The 26,173-nt window shown below is 35.5% G+C and carries 23 protein-coding genes and 1 tRNA gene; 7 read left to right on the plus strand and 17 right to left on the minus strand.

The genetic code is table 11. The features are described 5' to 3' along the window. Positions 1 to 185 precede the first annotated feature (185 nt). The 15 genes from FC091_RS14490 to mraZ form a co-directional block, all read right to left on the minus strand. Positions 186 to 259 (minus strand) — tRNA-Arg (locus FC091_RS14490). 7 nt (positions 260 to 266) lie between these two features. Next, positions 267 to 719, minus strand: coding sequence for a GatB/YqeY domain-containing protein (locus FC091_RS14495; protein WP_138435020.1), 453 nt, complete (start codon positions 717 to 719; stop codon positions 267 to 269). Between the two features lie 147 nt (positions 720 to 866). Beyond that, positions 867 to 2,789 (minus strand): cell division protein FtsZ, encoded by a 1,923-nt coding sequence (gene ftsZ / locus FC091_RS14500; protein ID WP_138435022.1) that lies wholly within the window; start codon positions 2,787 to 2,789, stop codon positions 867 to 869. A gap of 46 nt (positions 2,790 to 2,835) precedes the next feature. After that, on the minus strand, positions 2,836 to 4,167 hold the full coding sequence (gene ftsA / locus FC091_RS14505; RefSeq protein ID WP_138435024.1) for a cell division protein FtsA: 1,332 nt from the start codon (positions 4,165 to 4,167) through the stop codon (positions 2,836 to 2,838). Positions 4,168 to 4,170: 3 nt separating this feature from the next. Then, on the minus strand, positions 4,171 to 4,890 hold the full coding sequence (locus FC091_RS14510) for a cell division protein FtsQ/DivIB (RefSeq protein ID WP_138435026.1): 720 nt from the start codon (positions 4,888 to 4,890) through the stop codon (positions 4,171 to 4,173). Then, positions 4,880 to 6,289 carry a UDP-N-acetylmuramate--L-alanine ligase gene (gene murC, locus FC091_RS14515; RefSeq protein ID WP_138435028.1) on the minus strand — a complete coding sequence of 470 codons (1,410 nt, stop codon included), beginning with the start codon at positions 6,287 to 6,289 and terminating at the stop codon, positions 4,880 to 4,882. Before murC ends, FC091_RS14510 begins: the two co-directional genes overlap by 11 nt. After that, positions 6,286 to 7,431 carry an undecaprenyldiphospho-muramoylpentapeptide beta-N-acetylglucosaminyltransferase gene (gene murG, locus FC091_RS14520; RefSeq protein WP_138435030.1) on the minus strand — a complete coding sequence of 382 codons (1,146 nt, stop codon included), beginning with the start codon at positions 7,429 to 7,431 and terminating at the stop codon, positions 6,286 to 6,288. Before murG ends, murC begins: the two co-directional genes overlap by 4 nt. Positions 7,432 to 7,528: 97 nt before the next feature. Beyond that, positions 7,529 to 8,725, minus strand: a complete 1,197-nt coding sequence (locus tag FC091_RS14525; RefSeq protein ID WP_138435032.1) for an FtsW/RodA/SpoVE family cell cycle protein — start codon at positions 8,723 to 8,725, stop codon at positions 7,529 to 7,531. A 45-nt stretch (positions 8,726 to 8,770) separates the two neighbouring features. Continuing rightward, a complete protein-coding gene (murD, locus tag FC091_RS14530; RefSeq protein WP_138435034.1) occupies positions 8,771 to 10,102 on the minus strand; it encodes a UDP-N-acetylmuramoyl-L-alanine--D-glutamate ligase in 1,332 nt (443 codons plus the stop codon). Then, positions 10,102 to 11,343: a phospho-N-acetylmuramoyl-pentapeptide-transferase gene (mraY, locus tag FC091_RS14535; protein WP_138435036.1), complete on the minus strand. Its 1,242-nt coding sequence runs from the start codon at positions 11,341 to 11,343 to the stop codon at positions 10,102 to 10,104. Before mraY ends, murD begins: the two co-directional genes overlap by 1 nt. Beyond that, positions 11,344 to 12,807: a UDP-N-acetylmuramoyl-L-alanyl-D-glutamate--2,6-diaminopimelate ligase gene (locus FC091_RS14540; RefSeq protein WP_138435038.1), complete on the minus strand. Its 1,464-nt coding sequence runs from the start codon at positions 12,805 to 12,807 to the stop codon at positions 11,344 to 11,346. It lies immediately after the preceding gene. Beyond that, entirely contained in the window at positions 12,804 to 14,765 is a 1,962-nt protein-coding gene (locus tag FC091_RS14545; protein ID WP_138435149.1) for a penicillin-binding protein, read from the minus strand. Before FC091_RS14545 ends, FC091_RS14540 begins: the two co-directional genes overlap by 4 nt. 57 nt (positions 14,766 to 14,822) lie before the next feature. Next, positions 14,823 to 15,146, minus strand: a complete 324-nt coding sequence (locus tag FC091_RS14550) for an FtsL-like putative cell division protein (protein ID WP_138435040.1) — start codon at positions 15,144 to 15,146, stop codon at positions 14,823 to 14,825. 77 nt (positions 15,147 to 15,223) lie between these two features. After that, the gene (gene rsmH, locus FC091_RS14555) at positions 15,224 to 16,120 is read right to left on the minus strand and encodes a 16S rRNA (cytosine(1402)-N(4))-methyltransferase RsmH (RefSeq protein ID WP_138435042.1); all 897 of its coding nucleotides are present in this window, start codon (positions 16,118 to 16,120) and stop codon (positions 15,224 to 15,226) included. Then, the gene (mraZ, locus tag FC091_RS14560) at positions 16,107 to 16,577 is read right to left on the minus strand and encodes a division/cell wall cluster transcriptional repressor MraZ (RefSeq protein WP_076617928.1); all 471 of its coding nucleotides are present in this window, start codon (positions 16,575 to 16,577) and stop codon (positions 16,107 to 16,109) included. Before mraZ ends, rsmH begins: the two co-directional genes overlap by 14 nt. A 284-nt stretch (positions 16,578 to 16,861) precedes the next feature. On the opposite strand from mraZ, the gene FC091_RS14565 reads away from it, so the two are divergent. Next, positions 16,862 to 17,626: an alpha/beta fold hydrolase gene (locus FC091_RS14565; protein WP_138435044.1), complete on the plus strand. Its 765-nt coding sequence runs from the start codon at positions 16,862 to 16,864 to the stop codon at positions 17,624 to 17,626. 83 nt (positions 17,627 to 17,709) lie between these two features. Continuing rightward, positions 17,710 to 18,324, plus strand: a complete 615-nt coding sequence (gene yihA / locus FC091_RS14570; protein WP_138435047.1) for a ribosome biogenesis GTP-binding protein YihA/YsxC — start codon at positions 17,710 to 17,712, stop codon at positions 18,322 to 18,324. 2 nt (positions 18,325 to 18,326) lie between these two features. Here yihA and FC091_RS14575 read toward each other — a convergent pair whose 3' ends face one another. Together FC091_RS14575 and FC091_RS14580 are read right to left on the minus strand one after the other, a co-directional pair. After that, on the minus strand, positions 18,327 to 19,421 hold the full coding sequence (locus FC091_RS14575) for an ABC transporter permease (protein WP_138435049.1): 1,095 nt from the start codon (positions 19,419 to 19,421) through the stop codon (positions 18,327 to 18,329). Positions 19,422 to 19,471: 50 nt separating this feature from the next. Then, positions 19,472 to 21,649, minus strand: coding sequence for a carboxy terminal-processing peptidase (locus FC091_RS14580; protein WP_138435051.1), 2,178 nt, complete (start codon positions 21,647 to 21,649; stop codon positions 19,472 to 19,474). Between the two features lie 169 nt (positions 21,650 to 21,818). Between FC091_RS14580 and surE the strand changes: the two genes are divergently transcribed. The 5 genes from surE to FC091_RS14605 all read left to right on the plus strand — a co-directional run bounded on the left by surE (position 21,819) and on the right by FC091_RS14605 (position 26,172). Continuing rightward, positions 21,819 to 22,589: a 5'/3'-nucleotidase SurE gene (gene surE / locus FC091_RS14585; protein WP_138435053.1), complete on the plus strand. Its 771-nt coding sequence runs from the start codon at positions 21,819 to 21,821 to the stop codon at positions 22,587 to 22,589. Between the two features lie 13 nt (positions 22,590 to 22,602). Further along, positions 22,603 to 22,917: a hypothetical protein gene (locus FC091_RS14590; protein ID WP_076617944.1), complete on the plus strand. Its 315-nt coding sequence runs from the start codon at positions 22,603 to 22,605 to the stop codon at positions 22,915 to 22,917. A gap of 2 nt (positions 22,918 to 22,919) precedes the next feature. Next, on the plus strand, positions 22,920 to 24,038 hold the full coding sequence (lpxB, locus tag FC091_RS14595) for a lipid-A-disaccharide synthase (RefSeq protein ID WP_138435055.1): 1,119 nt from the start codon (positions 22,920 to 22,922) through the stop codon (positions 24,036 to 24,038). 24 nt (positions 24,039 to 24,062) lie between these two features. Next, positions 24,063 to 24,575 (plus strand): C40 family peptidase, encoded by a 513-nt coding sequence (locus FC091_RS14600; RefSeq protein WP_138435057.1) that lies wholly within the window; start codon positions 24,063 to 24,065, stop codon positions 24,573 to 24,575. Positions 24,576 to 24,717: 142 nt separating this feature from the next. Further along, positions 24,718 to 26,172: an alkaline phosphatase PhoX gene (locus FC091_RS14605; protein WP_138435059.1), complete on the plus strand. Its 1,455-nt coding sequence runs from the start codon at positions 24,718 to 24,720 to the stop codon at positions 26,170 to 26,172. The last annotated feature ends 1 nt before the right edge of the window (position 26,173 follow it).

The following is a 26,173-nucleotide window of genomic DNA, read 5'->3' on the forward strand; positions in this document are numbered from 1 at the left end:
AGCTCCGCTTTGAACATACTTCAAACAAAAAAATGCTCAAGCAAGCTTGGCAACTAAACAACTTCATTAACAAATCAGAGCTCAATGGATTGCTGACGCATCCCTTGAGCTCCGCTTTGAACATACTTCAAACAAAAAAATGCTCAAGCAAGCTTGGCATTTTTTCTTATTGAAGTATGTATTCGTGACCACGGTAGGATTCAAACCTACGACCGCTGGAGCCGAAATCCAGTGCTCTATTCAGCTGAGCTACGTGGCCAATTACTTTAGTTAGATAGTTTTGCTTTTACGATTGTAGAAATGGTCTTTCCGTCTGCTTGACCTGCCAGCTCTTTACTCACAATACCCATAACCTTACCCATATCTTTCATGCCTTCTGCACCAATACTGTCTATGGTCATTACAACAACTTTCTCAATTTCTTCTTCGCTTAAAGCTTCTGGTAAAAATTGGCTTATTACTTCAGCTTGGTCTAGTTCCGGTTGTGCCAAATCGTCTCGTCCTTGTTCTTGAAAAATAGCTGCACTGTCTTTACGTTGCTTTACCATTTTAGAAAGAATCTTTATCTCTTGTTCTTCTGTTAACTCATCACTACCATCAGAAGCAGTTTTGGCTAATAAAATCTCAGATTTTACAGCTCTTAATGCTGCCAATGCTGTTTGATTTTTTTCTTTCATAGCTGCCTTCATAGCAGTCATAACGTTATCTTGTAAACTCATAATTACCTTAATCTTTTAGAAGTACGAAGATACTAAAAAAGTTAGGTTTCTTCTTGATTAGGAACCTTTGAAAACAAAAAGCCCAAAAAGTTTGAGGGTACTTTTTGGGCTTGACATTGGTGTGATAACACTAAACTGAATTTGCTATTAATCTACGTTATCGTGTAAAAATGAATTATTACTTCTTAACTGAATGTCATCATTATCATCTGTACCAACAGACAGTCTAGAAGCATTGGTCTCAGAAGAATGCTGCGCATCTTCTAAATTTACACCTTGTCTTTTGTAAGCAGGCTCTTTTTCTATTTCGTCAATCTTAGCTGTATTGAACTTATAGTTAAATTCTTTCATGTGCTTTCTGCGTTCGTCTGCACGTGCTTTTATTAAATCTGAAATTGGACTGTTCATTGGGTCAATTTCATCCTCTGAAATGGCTTCTGTTTCTTCAACAGGAAGTACTTTCTTTTCAAAAACAATTTCCTCTTTAACCTCTTTCTCTACCTTTGTATTAATTGAGGATTCATAGGTTTCTACATCATCTAGCGCATAACGCTTTTCTCCTTCTTCATTAACTTCTGTTACTGATATAATTTCTACAGGCTCATTAACTTTGATATCTTTTACGTCTTCATCTAAACTAAAAAACATCATCTCCTCACCAGACTCTGGCTCTTCAATTGTTTCTGGTTCATTATTCGATAAAGGCAAATCAAAAGTTAATGTAATCTGCTCTTCTTGTTCTTCAATAATAGGCTCAGCTTTATTTTCAATTGGTGTAATAATGAATTCCTCTGGCTCTACATTTAGTTCTGCCTTAGCATCTAACACTTCATCATATACTACATCCATATTTCTCAATAAATCTGTAGTAGCGATTATATCCATATTATGCGTTGCTGAAGTTTCTGTGTCATCCTCATCTAAAAGTGTATGACGCACTATCGGATCTTCTTTCTTTTCTTCAAGAACTATATCTGGTGTAATAATCGCTGGCTCTTTTTCTTGTGTACTTACTTCTTCAATTACCTCTTCTTCTAAAGCATGAATTACTTTTTTGGTTTCGGTATTTGAAATTTCGTTTTGCTGATCGATATCAAAACCAGTAGCAATAATAGTTACCGCAATAGATTCTTCTAATGAATCATCTTCGCCAACACCCATAATAATGTTAGCACCATGACCTGCTTCATTTTGAATATGGTCGTTAATCTCACCGATTTCGTCAATAGTAATTTCCTGAGAACCTGAAACGATAAGCAACAATACGTTTTTGGCTCCAGTAATTTTGTTATCATTAAGTAATGGCGAATCCAAAGCTTTCATAATAGCTTCTTGCGCTCTGGCCTGACCAGAAGCTGTAGCCGATCCCATAATGGCTGTTCCGCTGTTACTCAATACTGTTTTAGCATCACGTAAATCGATGTTTTGTGTGTAGTGATGTGTTATAACTTCCGCTATACCTCTTGATGCTGTTGATAAGACTTCATCTGCTTTAGAGAAACCTGCTTTAAATCCAAGATTACCATAAACTTCACGAAGCTTATTATTATTAATTACAATCAGCGAATCCACATGCTCTCTTAGGTTTTCGATACCACGTTGTGCCTGCTCATTACGCATTTTCCCCTCAAACTGAAATGGCATAGTAACGATACCTACAGTAAGTATGTCTAATTCCTTAGCCATTTTTGCGATGATTGGCGCTGCACCAGTACCTGTACCACCACCCATTCCGGCAGTGATAAATACCATCTTTGTGTTGGTATCTAGCATTCTTCGGATATCTTCTAAACTTTCTACTGCTGCCTGTTCACCAACATCTGGGTTAGCACCAGCACCTAATCCTTCGGTTAAGTTAACTCCTAATTGTATTTTATTTGGAACACCACTACTTTGAAGCGCTTGTGCATCTGTATTGCAGATTACAAAATCTACACCTTTAATACCTTGCTGAAACATATGATTAATGGCATTGCTACCACCTCCACCAACACCAATAACCTTAATAACGTTAGATTGGTGTTTTGGTAAATCGAATGCGATGTTTCCAAATTCGTTGCTGTTACTCATATTTTTTGAGATTATGGGATTTTATATTTCTTGATTAATTAATGCTCTACTCTGCGTTATCTAAAAATTCTTTAACACGCTCTGTTAACTTATCTAAGAATGAACGACGCTCTTTCTTAGGTTCTTCTGTTACAATGTCTTGTTGCGCTTCAGAAATTGTTCCTTCCTCTTCAGCCTCAACAACCTCGTCAGCAACTTGTTCAGCTTTTTTACGGTCTTGTCGTTTAAGACCATCCATTACTAAACCTACTGCTGTAGCAAATAATGGGCTGGCAATATCTTCATCGCTATCACCTGCTAAATGCTCATTAGGATATCCTATTCTGGTATCCATTCCGGTAATATATTCTACTAATTGCTTTAAATGTTTTAACTGGCTTCCACCTCCTGTTAAAACAATACCTGCAATCAGTTTTTTCTTTTGCTCTTCGTGTCCGTAGTTTTTGATTTCTACATATACCTGCTCAATGATTTCCACCACTCTGGCATGTATAATCTTCGACAAGTTTTTTAAAGTAATCTCCTTTGGCTCTCTTCCTCGTAATCCTGGAATAGACACAATTTCGTTGTCCTTATTTTCGCCTGGCCACGCTGAACCAAACTTTATCTTTAATAATTCGGCTTGCTTTTCTATAATTGAGCAACCTTCTTTAATGTCTTCTGTAATAACGTTACCACCAAATGGAATGACTGCAGTATGGCGAATAATACCATCTTTGAATACGGCTAAATCGGTTGTACCACCACCTATATCAATCAATGCCACTCCCGCTTCTTTCTCTTCCTGACTCAATACTGCATTTGCGGATGCTAAAGGTTCTAAAGTGATGCCTTCCAAATCTAATCCTGCACTTTTAACACATCGACCAATATTTCTAATTGATGACACCTGACCAACTACAACATGAAAGTTAGCCTCTAGCCTTCCGCCATACATACCTATTGGTTCTTTGATTTCTGCTTGACCATCAACCTTAAATTCTTGTGGTAAAACATGAATAATTTCCTCTCCTGGAAGCATTACCAGTTTATGAACTTGGTTTATTAAACGGTCAATATCTGTTTCATCAATGACCAATTCAGAATTTGGTCTGGTGATGTAATCACTGTGCTGTAAACTACGAATATGCTGGCCTGCAATACCTACGGTTACATCTTCTATCTTTTCTGATGCAGCAGCTTCTGCTTCTTGCACTGCTTGCTGGATAGATTGTATCGTCTGTGTAATGTTGTTTACCACACCACGATGCACACCTAAACTTTTAGATTTACCTACACCAAGTATCTCAACTTTACCATACTCATTTTTGCGACCAATCATGGCCACAATTTTTGTGGTTCCTATATCTAAACCTACCGAAATTTGATGCTTGTCCATAGTCTAAATTTTGGTGCAAATCACTTGTTCGTCAAATTTGAGATTTACAAGCTTATAGTTATCTAAAATCTTATCTTTTAAAGCCTTCTGATAAAAGGCTTTGAAATTATTTATCTTCTTTTGAAGCTGATTTAAGGTTCCTAAGTGAACTTTAAAATTGCTTTTTCTAATTCTAAAATCAATGGTTCCATCATCGTTTTGATGTATTTCAATGACATGCTTTTTTAAGAATTCGTCCTCATCTACAGCCTTTGCAAATTGAAATACTGTATTGAGGTTATTTTTCTTAATATTACCAGTAACTAATGGCACTCTAGCTGCAAAATTTGAAGACAAGGGCATATACGAGCCTTCATCATCAATGTAATACGATGCATTAGTATGCACTCTAGCGATAGGTCGTTTTTGTTCAATTTCTGCTGAAAGCTCACCTTTTACTGACATAAACACCTCTGCTTTCTTTATCATCGGATTAGAATTTAGGGCAGCTTCTAAATCGTTCAAATCTATAATTTCTTTAGGTTGTCCCGTAACTGCGGCTTGATTTTGTATTAACAATTTACTAACAGTTGACTCGGTAATAAATAACTTATTTTCACTTGTAAATTCTATGTTTGGCTCAGACACTTTTCGGTTGTCATTTCTGTAATTAGAAAACGCAAAAAGGAAGCTAACCAAAATCAGCAATACCATGATTTTTATGTAGTTAAGATTAACTCGCAATACTAAAGGCTTCTTTTATATATTTTACTTCTACTCCAATATCTCCTGCACCTATTGTTAAAACAACATGTGCATCAGAAACTTTAATTTCATCTATAATAGCTGACTTAGAAATCAGCTTTTTATTAGGATTTTCAATTTTACTTAATAGCCATTCCGACGTTACTCCTTCAATCGGTAATTCTCTTGCTGGATAAATATCTAACAGCAGTATTTCATCGAATTTTGAAAGACTTTGTGCAAAACCATCAACAAAATCCCTGGTACGACTGTACAAATGCGGCTGAAATATAGCCAACACCTTTTTATCAGGATACATTTCGCGAACTGCTTGGTGCACTGCATTTATCTCTTCAGGATGATGTGCATAATCATCAATAAATACAAAATCTTCAGTTTTAATCTGGTATGTAAATCGTCGTTTAACACCCTTGTAAGATGCTAAACCCTTGGCGAGCTGGTTGTAAGGGCAACCGTAGTCAGCAGCCATCGCCAAGGCGATTATTGCATTCGACAAATTATGTCTACCAGGTAGGTTAAATTGAAAATCTTTATGTGTTCCGTTAGGTGTTTTCAAATCAAACACATAACTACCATTTACTATTCTAATATTTTTTGCGCTATAATCAGCGTTGTCATCCACTCCGTATGTAATACCTTTTAGTGGCAACCCATTTTTTACAAAAAGCTTACCATGAGGTTTTATACATTCAGAAAATGCTTTAAACGTTTTTGTAAGTTCATTAGCATCACCATAAATATCGAGGTGATCTGCATCCATCGAAGTGATGCATGCCAAATCTGGTGATAAGGTCAAAAAAGAACGATCGAATTCATCCGCCTCCACTACGGTAACCTCAGTACCATTTAGGATTAAGTTAGAATTGTAGTTTTCGCTAATTCCACCTAAAAATGCTGTAACTGGAGTATTACACTCATTCAATAAATGTCCTAAAATGCTGGTTGTTGTAGTCTTGCCATGTGTTCCTGCAACAGCAAGACATGTCGTTTGCTTGGTAATTTCACCAAGTATTTGAGAACGTTTATACACCTTGAAACCATTACTCCTAAAGTAGTTTAACTCAGAATGATCTTTTGGAATTGCTGGCGTATACACAACCAATGCCGTTTCTTTATCTAAAAACTCTTGTTTAACCTCTGAAATACTATCACTAAAATGAACCTCAACACCCAACTCTTGTAAACTCGTTGTAATATCTGAAGGTGTTTTATCATAACCAGCAACCTGTTTCCCGTTAGCCACAAAATAACGTGCCAATGCACTCATACCGATACCTCCAATACCGATAAAATAGATGTTAGAAGCCCATCCCAAACCCTTCCCAGAAGGAAGGGCTTTTTTACTGATGCTTATATTTTTTTTGTCTTTTTTATTCATTTGCTTTGAGTTTCTTCCCTTTGGGAAGACGGAAGATGGGCTTTATTCAATAATTTTTCTACCTCATCAACAATATCATTGGTTGCATTCACCAATGCTAAGGCTTCAATATTTTTACTAAGTTCTGTCTGTTTTTCTTCATTAGTAATTAATTCAGAAAAATGCTTCTGAAAGTCATTATCTAAATCACTCTCCTTTATTAAAATCGCTGCATTTTTTTCCGCGACAGCAAGGGCATTCTTTGTTTGATGATCTTCTGCCACATTAGGCGATGGTATAAAAATGGTTGGCTTACCAACAATACAAAGTTCAGAGACTGAAATAGCTCCAGCTCTAGAAATAATAACATCTGCAGCCGCATACGCCATATCCATATTATTCAAAAAAGCATGCACCTGAACATGTTTTAAGTCATTATGTTGCTTGTATCTATCGTAATACAACTTACCACACTGCCAAATGAGCTGTACGTTGTGCTCTTCAAAAAAATCGAGATTCGCCTCAATTAACTCATTGATGCGTCTAGCACCAAGACTACCGCCTAACACCAACAATGTATGTTTACTATGAATAAGATTAAAAGCATCTTTACCTTCAATATGCTTTCCCTTTACAGCCAACAACTCTTTTCTTATTGGATTACCTGTGAGCTTTAATTTTTCTTTTGGAAAGAACTTTTCCAAACCATCATAAGCCACACAAATCGTGTCAACTTTCTTGCCTAACAGTTTGTTTGTAATTCCCGGAAACGAATTCTGCTCCTGTATTAAGCAAGGCACACCTTTGGACGTTGCCATTTGTAATAGTGGTCCGCTTGCAAAACCACCAGTACCTATTACTACATCGGGCTTGAAGGTTTTAATGATTTTTCTAGATCTCAATAAGCTTGTCATTAACTTAAAAGGAAAAATTAAATTCTTTAATGTTAACTTTCTTTGAATACCAGAAATCCATAGTCCTTCAATTTTATAACCTGCCTGAGGTACTTTATCCATTTCCATACGGTCAGAGGCACCAACAAATAAAAATTCAGCATTTGGATAACGCGATTTTATTTCATTGGCAATAGCGATAGCAGGATATATATGACCTCCTGTACCGCCTCCTGAGAGGATGAATTTGTATGGTTTATTGTTGTTCAATTTTTTAAAACACCCCTAAAGTCCCCTCAAGGGGACAATCCATTCAATTAATTTTTTGTTTCAACTTTAAGTACTTAAAACTTTAGACACTTTTAACTTAAATCGTTTCACTTAAAATATCTAAAGGATTATCACCTTCTAAAACTTCATTTTCTTTTATTTCTTGACGCTTTGCGCTCACACTTAATATTATTCCTATTGCCATACAGGTCATCCAAATGGACGTACCACCACTACTTATTAATGGCAAGGTTTGCCCTGTAACAGGAAATAATTCAACTGCAACAGCCATATTAATTAATGCCTGAAATACAATCGGCAACCCAACACCCAGCACCAACAACATACCGAAAGTGGTATCTGCTTTTTGTGACACCACAACAATTCTAAATAACAGCCAAGAGTACATTGTCAATAAAAATATTCCGCCAAACAAACCGTATTCTTCAATGATAATTGCGAATATGAAATCTGATGACGATTGTGGTAAAAAGTTTTTCTGAACACTCTTCCCTGGACCTAATGGCTTTATACCTGTTGCAATTGCAATTTTTGCTTTTTCAATTTGATAGTCTGCTTCTGTATCTTCACCATTTGCAAAATTTTCAATTCTGCTCATCCATGTATCCACACGATTTGGCATGGCATCTGGAAATGCCTTCGCTACCAAAATAAATAGCACTAAAGCCAACAATCCTGAACCAATAATTACTGCGAGATACTTTATTGGATAACCACCTATGAAGGCCAGCATCATTACCATAGTAAAAATGATTGCTGTTGTAGAAAAATTAGCAGGAAGAATGAGAATTAGAACAAAAAAAACAGGCCCCCAAAGTGGTAAAATAGTTTCTTTAAAACTTACACTTTTCTCTCTAATCTTAGAAAGGTATCGAGCCACATAAACCATTAAAACAACTGCCGCAAATGTTGATGTCTGAAACGACATATTTACAATTGGAATTTGTATCCAACGGCTTGTGTTTGTGCCTTGACTGTTAGTTGAGCCTTGTAAAATTGTAATTAAAAGAAGTACTAAAACTACAGGAATCAACACCATAGAAAGTCCTTTGAAATACCTATACGGAATTTTATGAACCGCATACATTATTGCAAAGCCTAATGAAAGATGCATAAAGTGTTTCACAAAAAAAGAAAAGGTATTACCTGTACCACCAACATATGCCAAATTACTGGCAGCACTATAAACTGGCAAAAATGAAAATATCGCCAATAGTGTTGCTATTGCCCATATTGCTCTATCTCCTTTTATTTGTGAAAAAATATTTTGCACGCTTAACCTTTTATCGTTGCCTCCCTAATTCAACGTTTTAAATTTTTATAGGTTTCTCACAGCATCTTTAAATTGACGCCCTCGATCCTCATAGTTTTCAAATAAATCGAAGCTGGCACATGCTGGTGACAACAACACATTATCACCTGCCTCAGCTACTTTGTAAGCAATCTTAACAGCCTCACTCATGTATTGGGTTTCTACAATAACATCTACCATATTACCAAAAGCTTCTATTAGTTTTTTATTATCTACACCAAGACAGATTATTGCTTTTACTTTTTCGTTCACAAACTGAAACAATTCTTTATAATCATTGCCTTTATCAACACCACCAACAATCCATACTGTTGGTGCATCCATACTCTCTAACGCAAAATATGTCGCATTAACGTTTGTTGCTTTAGAATCGTTGATGTACTGCACTTTATTAATTTTAAGCACTTGCTCTAGACGATGTTCCACACCTTGAAAGTTCTCTAAACTCTCACGTATAGTTTGCTTTCTTATTTTAAGCAAATGTGCTACTGTAGAAGCAGCCATAGCGTTTTTAACGTTGTGCTTACCTTCTAAGGCTATATTTTCTGTTGGCATAATTATTTTGTTGTTATCTATTGTTATTATTATTTTATTGTCTTTATAGTATGTACCTTCTTCGATTTCTCTTGTTAGTGAAAAAGGCAACTTTTTAGATTGAATTTGATTGTTTTGCAACCAGTCCATAATCACAACATCATCTGCATCGTAAATGAAATAATCATTTTCAGTTTGGTTTTTTACAATTCTAAATTTTGAAGCGATATAGTTTTCAAACTTATAATCGTAGCGATCTAAATGATCTGGTGTTATATTGGTTAAGACTGCTATTTTTGGTTTGAAATCATGGATGTCATCTAACTGAAAGCTACTCACCTCCAATACATAGTTATCATGGTCTTTTTCCAAAATTTGCTTTGCAAAACTGTCGCCGATATTTCCTGCCAACCCAACACCTAACTCTTGTTTTAACACGTGATGTGTTAGTGTTGCCGTTGTTGTTTTGCCATTACTACCCGTTATTGCAACCAATGTGGCATCTGTATAGTTTGAAGCAAATTCAATTTCGGACACTACTTTAATACCCGCTTCTCGAATCTGCTTCACCAAAGCCACCTTATCTGGAATACCAGGACTTTTCATTACGATGTCTGCATTTAGAATTTTAGTTTCTGTATGCTGTTCATCTTCAAATTCAATCTCATTATTTAAAAGAACGTTTCTGTACTTTTCTTTAATTTTTCCTTTGTCGGACACAAACACGTCATATCCTTTTGCCTTTCCTAAAAGTGCTGTACCTACACCACTTTCTCCACCGCCAAGAATCACGAGCCTTTTCATTACCTGATCTTCAATGTCACTATAGATATTATGGCTAATAGGATTCCTACAATCCAAAAGCGAGTGACTATTTTACTTTCGTGATATCCTGATTTTTGATAATGGTGGTGTAGCGGAGACATCTTAAAAATCCGCCTGCCTTCACCATATTTTTTCTTTGTGTATTTGAAATAACTCACCTGCATCATTACCGATAAGTTCTCAGCTAGAAAGATGCCACATAGCACAGGTATTAACCATTCTTTTCTTACCGCAATGGCTATTACAGCTATGATTCCTCCAATAGTTAAACTTCCTGTATCTCCCATAAATACTTGTGCTGGATAAGCATTATACCATAGGAATCCGACGAGTGCTCCCACAAATGCTGCGATGTATATCGTGATTTCCTCTACTTGAGGGATATACATGATGTTGAGATATTTAGAAAAAATGATATTACCAGATACCCAAGCAAAAATCCCCAAAGTCAATACTACTATAGCAGATGTTCCTGCTGCCAAACCATCAATACCATCGGTTAAATTTGCACCATTGGATACAGCCGTTACAATAATAATGCTCACCAACACGAAAATGATCCAAGCGTAGCTTTCTAAATCTGGGCTTATCCAAGTGATTAAATCAGAATAATCAAACTCATTATTTTTTACAAAGGGAATTGTCGTTTTTGTTGACTTTTCAGCCACATCAAACAATTGCGCTTCTGGTATATTAGGATTTTCAGCCAACAATTCTTGTTGTTGCTGAAGCGGCAATTCTTCTTTTATGGTTACATCGTCATGAAAATATAAAGTCAAACCAACGATAAGCCCTAAGCCAACTTGACCTAGAACTTTAAACTTTCCTTTTAGACCTTCTTTATCATTTTTGAATTTTTTGATGTAATCATCTATAAACCCAATAGTTCCCATCCATAGTGTCGTAATGATGAGTAGAATGATATAGATGTTTTCAAGTTTAGCTATTAATAATACAGGAAGTAACGTCGCCAGTATAATTATAAGTCCACCCATAGTTGGTGTACCTGCTTTTTCTACCTGACCTTCTAAGCCTAAATCGCGTATAGTTTCACCAACTTGCTTTTTACGTAAAAACTCTATAATACGTTTACCATAAATAGTAGAAATCAACAATGACAAAATAACTGCCATTGCCGCTCTAAAGGTTAAGAACCCAAACAGTGATGCCCCAGGAAATTGGAATTGTTTTTCTAAATATTCGAATAAATAATAAAGCATCTACTTCTGTAATTGTTTTAAAAATTCTTGCACTATTTTATAATCATCAAAATCAAAGCGTTCGCCTTTTATTTCTTGATACGTCTCGTGCCCTTTACCAGCAATTAGGATGATATCCTTAGCTTCCGCCATCTGACATGCTGTTTTTATGGCTTGTTTTCTATCTGTAATTGATAATGTCTTTTTGAAATTTTGAGGCTCTACCCCTTTTTCCATATCCTCAATGATTGCCTCAGGAACTTCTGTGCGTGGATTATCGCTCGTAAAAATCACTTTTGTGCTTAATGCCGAAGCAATATGTGCCATCTTTGGTCGTTTGGTTTTGTCTCTATCTCCTCCACAACCAACAACTGTAATTAGCTCTTCATTTTTAGTACGAATACTATTTACGGTTTCGAGTACATTCTTTAGAGCATCTGGCGTGTGCGCATAGTCAACAATAGCAGTTATTTTTTCGTCTGAAATAAAATATTGAAAACGACCAGAGACATTATCTAATTCGCTTATTAACCTTAAAATTTCATCTTTTTCTAAGCCTAATAATTCTGCTGCACCATAGATTGCCAAAATGTTGTATGCGTTAAAACTTCCGATAAGCTTTGTCCACAGCTCGCTATCATTCACCTTTAACAACAAACCACTGAATTCGTTTTCTAAAATCTGTGCTCTGTAATCTGAATAATTCTTTAAAGCATAAGTATATTTCTTCGCTTTAGTATTTTGAAGCATTATCAATCCATTTTTATCATCCATATTAGACAATGCAAATGCATTTTTTGGTAAGTGATCGAAAAATGATTTTTTTACATCTCTGTATTCTGCGAAAGACTCATGATAATCTAAATGATCATGAGATAGATTTGTAAAAATGCCTCCTGTAAATTTTAAACCTTCAGTTCTGCTTTGATGTATACCGTGCGAACTCGCTTCCATAAAGCAAAATTCCACGCCTTCTTCATTCATAAGTTTTAGATACTTATTAATGGTTAAAGAATCTGGTGTTGTATGGGTTGCCTTATATTCGGTATTATCAACCATAATTTTTACGGTAGACAATAAGCCAACTTTATAACCTGCTTTTTTAAACAACTGATACAACAAACTCGTTACTGTTGTTTTACCATTGGTACCTGTAACACCAACAAGTTTTAAATTCTCAGAAGGGTGCTCAAAGTAATTTGCAGCCATAAAAGCCAATGCTTGGTTAGAATTAGCAACTTCCACATAGGTAATTCCATCTTGCAAAGTTTCAGGCAACACTTCACAAACTACTGATGTTGCACCATCTGTAATTGCTTTATCTATATACTTATGGCCATCAGTAAGCGTTCCTCTTACGGCCACAAAAACATCATTGGTTTCAACCTTGCGAGAATCGAATTCAATTTTATTAACAGAAACGCTCGTGCTTCCTGCAACAGCATTTATAGTAACCTTATACAATATGTCTTTTAAAATCTTCATGATGCTTCAAGAACTATTGTTTGGTTAGACTTTAATTTTTGATGTTTTTCAACAGATTGTGATTTTATTGTACCACTACCTTTTAATTTCACCTTAACATCTACCTGAAGATTTTCCAATAATGCCATAGCATCCATCGCTGGCATTCCCACAACACCAGGCATTAACTCCTTGTACTTATTTACATTATCGAAATAATTTTCATAATCTTCATTAACGAACTTACTCTTAAAATCTAATGTTTTTACCTCGTCAACTAATGGTGTGTCTGTGTATATTTTTTGAGCGATTCGTTTAAAAACAGGGCCAGAAACATCTGCACCATAATAGCCTATTTTAGTACTTGGCTTATGAATTACTACAATGCATGAATACTTAGGATTTTCAGCTGGAAAATAACCCGCAAACGATGAGACGTATTTTTTATCTTTTTTCCACTCTTCAAAGTTGGCATAATCTGTCCAAGCAGTTCCTGTCTTTCCTGCCATAGAGAATGTCTCAGAATACATACTTTTACCAGTACCTCGAATAACAACATTCTTAAGAATATCTTGAATTTCATTCAAAGTTTTATCTGAACAAAGCTTCTCAACTAAAACCTCTTTTTGAAAGGTTTCAATGGCCTTATCAAAAGATTTTACTGAACGTATAAACCTTGGCTTAATTAGCTCTCCATCATTGGCTATCGCATTATAAAATGCTAAGGTTTGTAAAGGAGTCATTTTCATATTGTACCCATAAGCCATTGATGGCAAGGCATTTTTACTCCAATTAGCTGCACCTGGTCTTGGAATATCTGGCTTGCCCTCACCAATTATAGACACGCCAAGCGGCTGGTCTAGTTTCCACTTACTTAAGCGATCTAGAAATTTTTCTGGCTTTTTTGAATAATAATCATCTACAATTGTTGCCAAACCAATGTTTGAAGATACCTCTAAGGCTTTTGCAGCAGAAATTTTACCATAACCACCACGATGCGAGTCGCTAATAGTTCTGCCATAAAAATACTTTGTTCCGCTTTTTGTATCAATTATAGTAGCGGTATCTATCACTCTATCTTCTAAAGCAGCCATTAAGGCCATGGTCTTAAAGGTAGATCCAGGTTCATGGCTCTCACCCACAGCATAGTTTAGTTTCTCGTAATATGTTCCTTTAGAAGTTCTTGCCAAATTAGAAATTGCTCTAATCTCACCTGTTTTTACCTCCATAACAACAACGCAACCATGCTCAGCTTCGTAAGTTTCTAGCTGTTTTAAAAGCGAATGATGTGCAATATCCTGAATATTCACATCTATAGTTGTATACACATCATAACCGTCTTGCGGTTCAACTTGATCAAAATCAGCAATTGGTTTCCATTGCCCATTCCCTATTTTCTGTTTTAAGCGTTTTCCTTTAACACCTCGTAAATATTTTTCACCGAAAGCACCATCAATCCCAACTCTGGTTGCATACTGATTCTCATCAATACGCTCATAACCTATGGATCTTGCTGCTATCTCACCCATTGGATGCTCGCGCCTTGTAGTCTGCTCCACAATTAAGCCTCCGCCAATAGCACCTTTATTAAGAAGCGGAAAGTTTCTTAATCTTATATAATCTGAATAACTGATATTTCGAGCTAGCAAAAAGTATCTATTCTTATTTCTACGTGCCTTACGTATAATATCTTTATAGTAACTTGCTGATTTACCTTTGTAAGCTGAAAGCGAATCTGCCAAAGCACTAATATGCTCATCAAAAACGGCTTGCTGAGCTTGTACCGCATCAAGTCTTATATCGTACTTAGGTATCGACGTAGCCAATAAACTTCCATCAGCAGAATACACATTACCTCTATTAGGCTCAATATCAAAATCTTTTACCGTACGCTTTTCTGCCAATTGACGGTATTCTTCACCCTGAATAAACTGAATGCTAACCAACTTAAATACCACAGCAAGTGCAAACACAAACATGCTACCTGCCACAAAGTATAATCTGTTTAATATGTTAGTTTCTGTTGTTGCCAAAGTTTATTTTTCAACTGATGATTTAACTTTAATTTTTGTTGGTGGAATCTCAGAAATGTGGATTCCTTTGTCCGCTACTTTTCTTATTATAGTCGATTCCATTTTTAACCGCATTAGCTTTGAACGACCATCAACGAATGCAGATCTTAATTCTTTTACTTCATTATTCAATTTTGCAATTTCATGTACTTTTTTATCAGCACTATGAGAGCTCGCAATCATTATAATGGCGAGGAACGAAATAAAAATGATGATGCGCCAATTTTTAAACGAATCATCACTGATTAGAAACCTACCTCTTAATATGCTGTAGATACTTTTCTTCATACGACTTACTGCGTAGGCAGGAATCTTTTATTCTTTATTCTATTTCGTTGTGGCTTCGAGAGCCTCAGCCACCACTCTCATATTTTTTCAGCAATTCGAAGTTTTGCACTTCGCGCTCTATTGTTCATTTTTATTTCTGATTCTGTTGGTACAATTAAGCCACCTACTTTTTTTAATGGCACTTCAAAATTGCCAAACACATCGCGTTCTGGCTCTCCTTCAAACATGCCGTTTCTTATAAAGCGTTTTACCAATCTGTCTTCTAGCGAGTGATAAGAAATAAAACTCAACCTCCCACCTTTTTTTAAAATCTCTGGCATTTGCAAAAGCAACTCTTTTAAAACTTCAATCTCTTGATTGACCTCTATTCTTATAGCTTGATAGATTTGGGCTAAAATCTTATTCTCCTTCCTATGATTCAGAAACTTCTTCAACACCAATTTTAACTGCTCACTTGTTTCAATGGGATCATCCTTGCGTTCCGAAACTATCACTCTCGCCATTGCTGGCGCTTGCCTTAACTCACCGTACTGCAACAAAACATCTCTTAGCTGCTCTTCCTCATATTCGTTGATGACCTCATAGGCAGATAACTTCTTATCCTGATTCATTCGCATATCCAACTTTGCTTCAAATCGTGTTGAAAACCCGCGTTCAGCAACATCAAACTGATGCGAAGACACACCGAAATCCGCTAAGACTCCATCAACCTCTTTCACACCATAAAACCTCAAAAAACGCTTGATATACCTAAAGTTTTCATTGATAAGAACAAAACGGTCATCATCAATTTTATTTGCTAAAGCATCTTTGTCCTGATCGAACGCATATAGCTTTCCTTCATCACCAAGTCTAGATAAGATTTCCCGACTATGTCCACCACCACCAAATGTGACATCCACATAAACACCATCTGGTTTTATGTTTAAGCCATCAACCGTTTCTTTGAGTAAAACTGCATTATGATATTCCATTGTCATCATCATCTTGTCCCATTACTTCTTCTGCTAAATCCGCAAAATCAGACGCAGCATCATCAATAGCCTGTTCATATTTGTCCTTATCCCATATTTCAATGATGTTTACCGCAGAAGCTAACACTACTTCTTTTGTAATTCCGGAGAAACCAACTAAGTCTTTTGGAATTAATAAGCGACCTGCACTATCAACCTCTACCACCTTAACACCTGCCGTAAAACGTCTAATGAAGTCGTTATTCTTTTTCTTAAAGCGATTAAGCTTATTAATTTTCGCCATCAAAGCATTCCACTCAGACATAGGATACAACTCCAAGCAAGGTTGAAACACAGCACGCTTAAGCACAAAACCATCTTGTAAAGCAGCAGACATTTGCTTTTTTAGAGCAGCAGGAACCATTAACCTCCCTTTTGCATCTGCTTTACACTCGTATGTTCCAATAAATGAATTCAATACCCTTGATTTTCCACTTTAACGTTTAAGAATCAAATATATTGAAAATTTTACCACATTTTACCACATACTCCCACTTTTGTTGATAAGTTTTAAATTTTCGAATTGAGAAAAATCAAAAAGCACAATGAAATAAACCTCCAGCGCTTCAATTTTGAAGTGGTAATTGTTAACAACGCTCAGTCGCAAAAAATCACTTCAAAAGCATTCAATAGGAATAATTGTATTTATTTTAAAAAGGATTTAGTTATATTTGTTTTTAACACTAAGCACTGATATTATAGATGGCACACCTTTTAAAAAAAGAAAAGGATTATAGATATATTGAAGTAGGAGAAGGCACACCAATCATAGTGCTTCACGGTTTAATGGGAGGTTTAAGTAATTTTGATGCTGTAACTGGTTTTTTTAGTAAGAATGGCTATAAAATTATCATTCCAGAACTCCCAATCTACACAATGTCGCTTTTAAAAACCAACGTTAAAAGTTTTGCAAACTACTTAAAGGATTTTATAGAGTTTAAGGGCTTAGAAAATGTTATCCTTTTAGGAAATTCACTAGGTGGACATATAGGACTCTACCATACTAAATTATATCCCAAAAAAGTAAAAGCTCTAGTAATTACCGGAAGCTCTGGCTTGTATGAAAGTGCAATGGGAAGCGGCTACACAAAGCGCAGTGATTATGAGGTTATTAAGAAAAAAGCCCAAGATGTTTTTTACGATCCTGCTGTTGCTACAAAGGAAATTGTGGATGAAGTTTACGAAACTGTAAATGACAGAAATAAACTTGTAAAAACGTTAGCTATTGCCAAAAGCGCCATAAGGCACAACATGGCAAAAGACTTACCTAAAATGAATACTCCAACGTGTATTATTTGGGGAAAGAATGATAATGTAACTCCACCTGAAGTTGCGGAAGAATTCCACGAACTTTTACCAGATTCTGATTTATTCTGGATTGATAAATGCGGACATGCAGCAATGATGGAACACCCTGAAGAATTTAATAAAATTTTGAATTCTTGGCTTGAAAAGCGTGGATTTTGAACCTCTCGCAAAGTTGCTATGGCAAAGATTATAATTCAATAAGTTTAACTTAAAAGAGATTCCCACTTTCGTGAGAACTAAAGATGAAGATAAAATCAGCTGAGTTTGTAATGAGTAATTCTGATGTGGCAAAATGCCCTAAGAATCGTATTCCTGAATATGCTTTTATTGGTAGAAGTAATGTAGGCAAATCTTCGCTTATTAATATGCTTACGGACAGAAAAAGCTTAGCAAAAACCTCTGGACGACCAGGAAAAACACAATTAATCAATCATTTTATTATTAACGATGAGTGGTATTTGGTTGATTTGCCAGGTTATGGTTATGCCAGAGTTTCAAAAACTTCTAAAAAGACCTTTCAAAAGTTTATAACCAATTATTTTGAACAAAGACAACAATTGGTTTCTGCTTTTGTTCTTGTTGATATTAGACATGAGCCTCAAACTATAGATTTAGAATTTATGCAATACTTGGGTGAAAATGGAATTCCGTTTGGAATTATTTTCACCAAAGCAGATAAGCTAAAACCCAATGCTATAGATAATCATGTTGAAGACTATTGCAAAGAACTATTAAAAACTTGGGAAGAGTTGCCTCCTTATTTTATTACATCGTCTTCTAAGAAGATAGGTCAGGATGATGTTTTAAACTTTATTGAGGCTACTAATGAAGAGATTGAGGCTTTGAAAAACGAATAAGACTAAGTTTTTACATCCAAAGCATCTCGCAAGGCATTACCTACAAGCATAAATGCCATTACCAAAAGCATGATACAAATCCCAGGTATTAATGCCAAATACGGTTTCCCAAGAATGATGTAATTGTAATGATCTTTAATCATTGCTCCCCAACTTGCCATTGGCGGTTGTGCTCCAATACCTAGAAAGCTTAAACCACTTTCTATTAAAATTGCTGCAGCAAAATTAGCTGCGGAAATTACGATTAATGGCCCAAAAATATTTGGTAAAATATGCTTTGTAATAATTCTATAATCCGTGTAACCTAAAGCTCTTGCTGCAGTGACGTATTGCATTTCCTTTGCACTTATTATCTGCCCTCTAACAACTCTTGCAACCTCAACCCACATGGTTAAACCCACGGCAATAAATACTTGCCAAAAGCCTTTACCCAATGCTAATGTTATCGCTATGACTAAAAGTAAGGTTGGTATGGACCAAGTTACATTGATAATCCACATAATTACAACATCTACTTTACCTCCATAATAACCTGCTAAACTACCCATGAGCAATCCCATAACCAATGAAATAAAAACTGCAATAAAACCTATGAAAAAGGAAATACGAGAGCCTATTAATATACGGCTTAAGTAATCTCTACCATATTTATCTGTACCAAAAACGAAACTCCTATTTTCTATAAAAGATTTGTAATCGGAATTAGGAAAACGATCTAAATTTATTGACTTTTCCAAGCCCTGGAGACCATCTGAGGCATATTCAACGTAAGTCAATACGTCATCTTTTACAGCATAAGATTGTATCGGAATTTCGGTATCAGTATTTTCAGAACCAAAAAAAAGTTTAGATAAAAAACCTTGCTCAGATTTAATACTTGAGGGAAGTGTAAGCATCTGCACTTTAAATCCAGGAGGTTTTGAATGAATAGACAAATGCATTTGATTGGCATTCTTAGAAGCATCTGGCGCAAATATGTATGCAAAAACCGAAACCAAACCTATACAAACAATTATCCCCAAACTGAAAACGCCCCAAAAGTTTTTTTTAAACTTTTGAAGCGCTAGACTTGTTAGTGAGTTGGTTCTATTCAAAATTAGCTTATAAAAAATGCTTCGACAAGCTCAGCATGACATCCAAATTTTAATTAATTCTTTACTTCTGCTACTTTATTTTTTATAGCATAGGTCATTTTTAAATCGTGCAGTACATTTAGAGCCTCCTCGATATAAACATCCTTGGCTAAACTTTGATGCCAGCGATTACGCTTTTCTTTAAGCACAGAGTCTTGTTCCATAAGCTTAATTTCGTATGGCAATGAGGTAAAGGTTAGATTTGTTTGATACTCTGATAATTTTTCAAAACGCTTTGCCTCTTCTTCATTGAGCTCCATTTCTCTTTTGTAGTTTTCATAATTTAAAGAATAGCTCTCGCGATCTCTTATTTTCTTTACCCATTTAGCATTAGCATCGATTAACTTTAATTGTTCGTTAGCTGCCATACGTGCCTTGCTTTTAGCAATAGTAGTATCGTAATCAAAATAATTACCCCAAACATCATAATCTACAGCATCTATTTTATCCCAAGGCAGTGGGTTTTCTTGATCTTTTTCACCTATATCGATATAGCTATATCTATCTGGCACTACCACATCACTCTTAACACCTTCTAGCTGGGTAGAACCTCCATTTACTCTATAGAACTTCTGCGTTGTAAACTTTAATGCTCCTAAATCTCCATTGGAATTATTTCGAACCAATCGGTTTAGGTCTAACACATTCTGAACAGTTCCTTTTCCGTAAGTTTGCTTACTACCAATCACTATTGCACGTTTATAATCTTGCATTGCTGCCGCTAAGATTTCAGATGCTGAAGCCGATAATTCATTTACCAAAATCACCAAAGGCCCATCCCAAACAATAGATTTGTCTCTATCTTTTAAAACCTCTTTTGGCTGGCCAGTCTCTTTAACCTGCACCACAGGTCCTTCTTCTATAAATAAGCCTGCTATATCTACAACCGTCTGCAAAGATCCGCCACCATTATTTCTTAAGTCGAGCACTAAACCTTCAACGCCTTCTTGCTTTAATCTAATAATTTCTTGTTTTATATCTGATGCAGCATTTCTGTTCTTATAGTCTTCAAAATCGACATAAAATTTTGGAAGGTTTATGACGCCAAATTTTTTATCATCCTTTATAACAGTAGATGACTTTGCATAGGTTTCTTCCAATTCTACGATATCTCTAGTAATTGAAATATCTTCGATAGTACCATCAACTTTCTTTAGGGTTAAAACTACTGTTGTACCTTTTGGTCCTTTTATCAACTTAATAGCATCATCGAGACGCATACCAACAATATTCACTGGCTTTTCTTCATTTGATTGACGTACTTTTAAGATTTGATCACCTACTTCTAATTCATTAGCTCTCCAAGCAGGACCACCACTAATGATTTCATTTACCATAATAGCGTCCATTTTCTTTTGAAGTCTAGCTCCAATACCTTCAAAATTACCAGACATCGCTACATCAAAACGGTCTTTGTCTTCTGGTGCAAAATAGAATGTGTGTGGGTCAAACTCTTCAACAATGGCATTGATGTAAACCGCAAACCAATCTTTGCGTTGTCTGTCATCAATGAAATCGTATAACTCATCAAGAGAACGTTTTGTTGCTTCTCTTGCTTCCTTTTCTAGGGCTTTTAAAGATTTTTTTTCTTTTGGTTTTGATTTTTCATTTTGAGCTGAAAAGACACTTTCTGGAAGCGCATTGGCCTCTAGATCTGTATTTCGCTGTGAAATGGCATCATCATAATTAGCAATGGTTGAAAACTTAAGTTGTTGCCTCCAACGCTCTTTCATTTCGCGCTTGCTCTTAACGTACTCTAAGGTTTCATAATCAGCCGTATAACTTTCGTCTTTTGTAAAATCGAATGGCTTTTCTAAAATTTCTGCATAAATAGCTTTAGACTCTTCAATTCGCTTTAACAAACGCTCGTGCGTTAAATTGAAAAATGCCACATCGTAATCCTTAATCTGATCATCTAATTGTGTTCTAAAGGCCTCAAATTCCTTGATGTCAGACTCATAGAAATAACGCTTAAATGGATCTAACTGATTTAAGTAATCTTCAAATACATTTTCAGAAAAATTATCATTTAAATCTTGTGGATTAAAATGACCATTATCCAGTACATAGGTAATTAGCTGTATAAGCAATTTATCTTTATCTGGATTATCATCAAATTTCTTACTCGTAAAGCTACATGAGGCAAATGCTATTAAAAATGCCAACAGTAAAAACTTATAATTCCCTTTCATGTTTCTAATTTTTCTAATTACAATAAGTGGATAGTGATTAATGTTACTAAAATAGAAGAAAAAACCATGCCATAAAAAATCATGGCACTAATTTTTTGTTAAAGGTATAAATACTTCTACTTCTTAAGGTTTTTAGTATTTTTACGCTAGTTAAAACCTCTAGTAGATTATGGCAAATCGCCCTTTAATTTTAGTGACTAATGATGATGGCATAACTGCTCCTGGCATACGTACACTAATTAGTATAATGAACGCTATTGGAGATGTTGTGGTCGTTGCACCAGACAGTCCGCAGAGTGCCATGGGACATGCTATTACTGTAAACTCAACACTCTACATAGAAAAAGTAAATATTGACGGAAAACAGCCAGAATACAGCTGCTCTGGCACACCTGCCGACTGTGTTAAACTGGCAGTTAGAGAAATTTTGGATCGTAAACCAGATATTTGTGTTTCTGGCATTAATCATGGTTCTAACTCTTCTATAAATGTGATTTATTCGGGTACTATGAGTGCTGCTTTAGAGGCTGGTATCGAAGGGATTCCAGCGATTGGTTTCTCGCTTTTAGATTATAACTGGAATGCTAATTTTGAGCATTGCAAATCTTTTGTTGAAACCATTACCAGACAAGTTTTAGAACATGGCTTACCTGATGGAGTGGTATTGAATGTCAACTTACCCAACCTTCGCAAAAAAGATATTAAGGGTATAAAAGTTTGTAGACAAGCACGCGCCAATTGGGTTGAAGAGTTTGATAAACGTATTAATCCAATGGGTAGAGAATACTATTGGTTAGCAGGAAAATTTGTGAATATGGATAATGGTGAAGACACAGATGAATGGGCTTTAGAACATGGCTATGTATCAATTGTTCCTGTTCAGTTTGATTTAACTGCTCATCATACTATTCAATCCCTCAATACATGGAAATTGAATTAATCTTCAGAATGAAATGACATTAACACCAACTAAAAATGCAAATTTAAATAAAGATATAGCTATTGGGTTTTTAGTTGCTATTATTGGTACATTTTTAGGGCTTTTAATAACTACACAAATTTTTGGAAATGACGATGATTGGCTATTAGTGTTAAGGCAAAGTGTACATCGTGGTATTTTAACCAAGATGATTAGTCTCGGTGCTTTGCCTAATCTGGCGCTTTTCTTTTTCTTTTTAAGAAAGAAAAAAGATCATAGAGCGCAAGGTGTTCTTATAGCGACAATGTTAATTTTTATAATAACTATGATTATTAAATTTTTTAATTAATAATGAAATATTACATCATTGCTGGCGAAGCCTCTGGCGATTTACATGGATCTAACCTTATGAAAGCTTTATTAAAAGAAGATCGTAAAGCCGATATTCGTTTTTGGGGAGGTGATTTAATGAAAGAGGTTGGTGGTAAATTGGTGTTGCACTATAAGGAGCGTCAGTTTATGGGTTTTGCTGAAGTGATTATGAATCTTAGAAAAATTTCTGGTCATATAAAATTCTGCAAAAAAGATATTGCGCAGTTTCAACCAGATGTCATCATATTTATAGATAATTCTGGTTTTAACTTAAGAATTGCCAAATGGGCAAAAGAACAAAACTTTAGAACGCACTATTATATTTCTCCTCAGGTTTGGGCATCTAGAGCAAGTCGTGTTGAAAAAATAAAACGTGATGTGGATGCTATGTATTGTATCCTTCCGTTTGAAAAAGCGTTTTATAAAACGTATGATTATGATGTTAATTTTGTTGGCCATCCATTAATTGATGCCATTGCAGACCGACCACAAGTTGACGAAACTGAATTTAGAAAAACACATCGGTTAAATAATCAACCTATTATTGCATTATTGCCAGGAAGTAGAAAACAAGAAATCACCAAAATGCTTGGTGTTATGCTGAGCCTGGTTGATGATTTTAAAGATTATCAATTTGTAATTGCTGGTGCTCCGAGTCAAGATTATGAGTTTTACAAAACCTTTATCAAAAAGAACAACGTTAGTTTCATTTCCAATAAAACCTATGACCTGCTGAGCATTTCTTATGCTGCTTTGGTGACATCTGGTACTGCCACCTTAGAAACAGCATTATATAAAGTTCCGCAAGTTGTATGCTATAAAGCAAATGCTATTTCTTATCATATTGCAAAGCGCATTATTACTTTAAAATTTATTTCGCTCGTAAACCTTATTATGGACAGAGAAGTTGTTACTGAGCTTATACAAGGTAATCTCAACAAAAAGCGTTTAAAACAGGAGTTAAACGCTATTTTAAATTCAGATAAACGAGACCAATTATTTTTAGATTATTTTGAACTTGAAAAGAAACTAGGAGGTAAAGGAGCAAGTGCAAAAACGGCTAAACTTATTGTTGAATCAGTAAACAGTATTCAGTAGATAGTATTCAGTATATAAAATCTTATGAAAAAAATTATATTACTTATTTGTGTTATTACCGTCTTAACGAGTTGTAAAGCCAAAAAATCATATTCTACCGCAAACAAGCGACAAACACATACAGTAAAAGTAAACCCAAATATTAAACCTACACAAGAAGGAGTAGCTATTGCCAGATATGCTAAAAAGTTTAATGGCACACGTTACAAGTATGGTGGCACTACAAAGCGTGGTATGGATTGCTCTGGATTGGTCTACACTACATTTAAAAACAATAACGTTTCTGTACCAAGAACAACTGGTAGCCTATCCTCTTATGGAGATTGGGTAGATCTAAAAGAAGTTAATGTTGGTGACTTGGTCTTCTTTGCTACAAAAAAAAATAGCAGAAAAGTTAATCATGTTGGTATTGTAACCAATGTACAAACTGGTAATGTAGAATTCATACATGCCTCAACAAGTAGAGGAGTTATGATTTCTTCTTTAGCAGAAAAATACTGGTATTTTGCATTTGTGCAGGCTAGGCGCGTACTTTAATGATACGACTTATTTATTATCATTCTATTTATTAATAATTAAATAACAAAGTTTACGATAGAAATACTTTTTCTTAATGATGCATTGAAAATGTGTTAATACTGTCCAAGTAGTTTTGTATTAATTAATCAATATAACTACAATGAAAACATTAAAACACATTACATTATTAGTCATTTTTGCTTGTTTTGCATCGTGCAAAAACGATGATAACAACAGCCAACCTCAAAATTTGGTTGAGTTAAACTCTCACTCTCAGACACCAGTTTTTTTAAAACTAGAACCTGAGTTTTCTAACGTAAGTATCTATAATTTTTTATCTTCCGAAGATCAGCTAGCAGACACACCAAACTTTGTATATGGTTCTATGGCAGATGGTGCTGGCCTCTTAAAAAACTCAGACAACACTTACACGCTTATAAATAATATTGAGGCAGATTACTCTATTGCTAGAGTTACATTAGATGAAACTTTTAAACCTATCGCTGGCGAATATATACTTAATGCCGCTGCCACTGCTGCTACTGCTCAATGCTCTGGCTCTTTAATCACAATGGAAGAGCATGGATTTGGCCCACTATATCTTTCTGGTGGTGAATGGGGAGGTGCATCCAAAGGTGTATTTGCAACAGACCCTTATAAACCTGCAAACTCTGCCTCTTCTGCGTTAATGTTGCCTGCTTTTGGGCAATGGTCTACAGAAAATGCTGTGGTAATAGGCAAAGATGCTTACCCAAATAAAACGGTTGCTTTTATTGGCGACGATCATTCAGACAACGCAATTCCTTCTGGACAATTAGGTATGTATGTTGGTGACTTTGCTGATTTAAATGGTGGACAGCTTTACGGACTAAGAGTAACACAAGCTGGTATTAACTTTGAAATGGATATGCAAGAAGGGCAATCTTACCCAATTGATTTTGTTGCTTTAAACGAAACTAATATCGATTTGTTAGATGCTGAAGCTAAAAACAAAGGGGTAATGGGCTTTTCTAGACTAGAAGATATTGATTGGAGAAGAGGCTCTGCATCAAACAATAGAGAAATTTATTTCTGTGTTACTGGCAGAAAAAAGCCAGATTTAGTAGGTAAAGGGACAATTTACGGCCGTATATATAAAGTTGTTTTAAATGATAATGATCCTACAGGTGCTGGTACAATAACATGCGTATTAGACGGTGATTTACAAAATGGCATCGCTAAAGCTTTTCATAGCCCAGACAATATTTTAGTAACAGAAAACTATGCGTACATTCAAGAAGATCCAAATGGTTACTTTGATAATGCAGACAAAATGCACTACGCTCGTCTATATCAATATAACCTAAATACTGGTGCCCTAAAAGTTGTACTAGAATGCGACCAAGAAACAGCTTCTGCTCAAGGCTACGGTACCACTACTGGTGTTTGGGAATTAACTGGTATGATTGATATCTCGGATATCATTGGTATAGATGAATCCTTTGTTTTAATTACCCAAAATCACGGTTGGGAACCTGCAGATGGTTCTGCTTTTACTGACCCTAATGCCAACCCAGCAGCAGATAGCAGAAAAGAAGGAAGTATGTTATACGTATTACAAGGATTAGATAGATAAG

Source organism: Winogradskyella algicola (assembly GCF_005869935.1).
In the GTDB taxonomy this organism is placed as follows: Bacteria; Bacteroidota; Bacteroidia; order Flavobacteriales; family Flavobacteriaceae; genus Winogradskyella; species Winogradskyella algicola.

Coding starts and splice junctions, on each gene's coding strand:
- murD (WP_138435034.1), bottom strand. CDS start 10,102: ATGAAAAGGCTCGTGATTCTTGGCGGTGGAGAAAGTGGTGTAGGTACA.
- FC091_RS14545 (WP_138435149.1), bottom strand. CDS start 14,765: ATGTTTGTGTTTGCACTTGCTGTGGTATTTAAGTTGGTTAGCATTCAG.
- rsmH (WP_138435042.1), bottom strand. CDS start 16,120: ATGGAATATCATAATGCAGTTTTACTCAAAGAAACGGTTGATGGCTTA.
- murC (WP_138435028.1), bottom strand. CDS start 6,289: ATGAATAAAAAAGACAAAAAAAATATAAGCATCAGTAAAAAAGCCCTT.
- FC091_RS14600 (WP_138435057.1), top strand. CDS start 24,063: ATGAAAAAAATTATATTACTTATTTGTGTTATTACCGTCTTAACGAGT.
- FC091_RS14495 (WP_138435020.1), bottom strand. CDS start 719: ATGAGTTTACAAGATAACGTTATGACTGCTATGAAGGCAGCTATGAAA.
- FC091_RS14550 (WP_138435040.1), bottom strand. CDS start 15,146: ATGAAGAAAAGTATCTACAGCATATTAAGAGGTAGGTTTCTAATCAGT.
- lpxB (WP_138435055.1), top strand. CDS start 22,920: ATGAAATATTACATCATTGCTGGCGAAGCCTCTGGCGATTTACATGGA.
- FC091_RS14590 (WP_076617944.1), top strand. CDS start 22,603: ATGACATTAACACCAACTAAAAATGCAAATTTAAATAAAGATATAGCT.
- ftsA (WP_138435024.1), bottom strand. CDS start 4,167: ATGGACAAGCATCAAATTTCGGTAGGTTTAGATATAGGAACCACAAAA.
- FC091_RS14605 (WP_138435059.1), top strand. CDS start 24,718: ATGAAAACATTAAAACACATTACATTATTAGTCATTTTTGCTTGTTTT.
- FC091_RS14540 (WP_138435038.1), bottom strand. CDS start 12,807: ATGAAGATTTTAAAAGACATATTGTATAAGGTTACTATAAATGCTGTT.
- FC091_RS14580 (WP_138435051.1), bottom strand. CDS start 21,649: ATGAAAGGGAATTATAAGTTTTTACTGTTGGCATTTTTAATAGCATTT.
- surE (WP_138435053.1), top strand. CDS start 21,819: ATGGCAAATCGCCCTTTAATTTTAGTGACTAATGATGATGGCATAACT.
- yihA (WP_138435047.1), top strand. CDS start 17,710: ATGAAGATAAAATCAGCTGAGTTTGTAATGAGTAATTCTGATGTGGCA.
- mraY (WP_138435036.1), bottom strand. CDS start 11,343: ATGCTTTATTATTTATTCGAATATTTAGAAAAACAATTCCAATTTCCT.
- ftsZ (WP_138435022.1), bottom strand. CDS start 2,789: ATGAGTAACAGCAACGAATTTGGAAACATCGCATTCGATTTACCAAAA.
- FC091_RS14565 (WP_138435044.1), top strand. CDS start 16,862: ATGGCACACCTTTTAAAAAAAGAAAAGGATTATAGATATATTGAAGTA.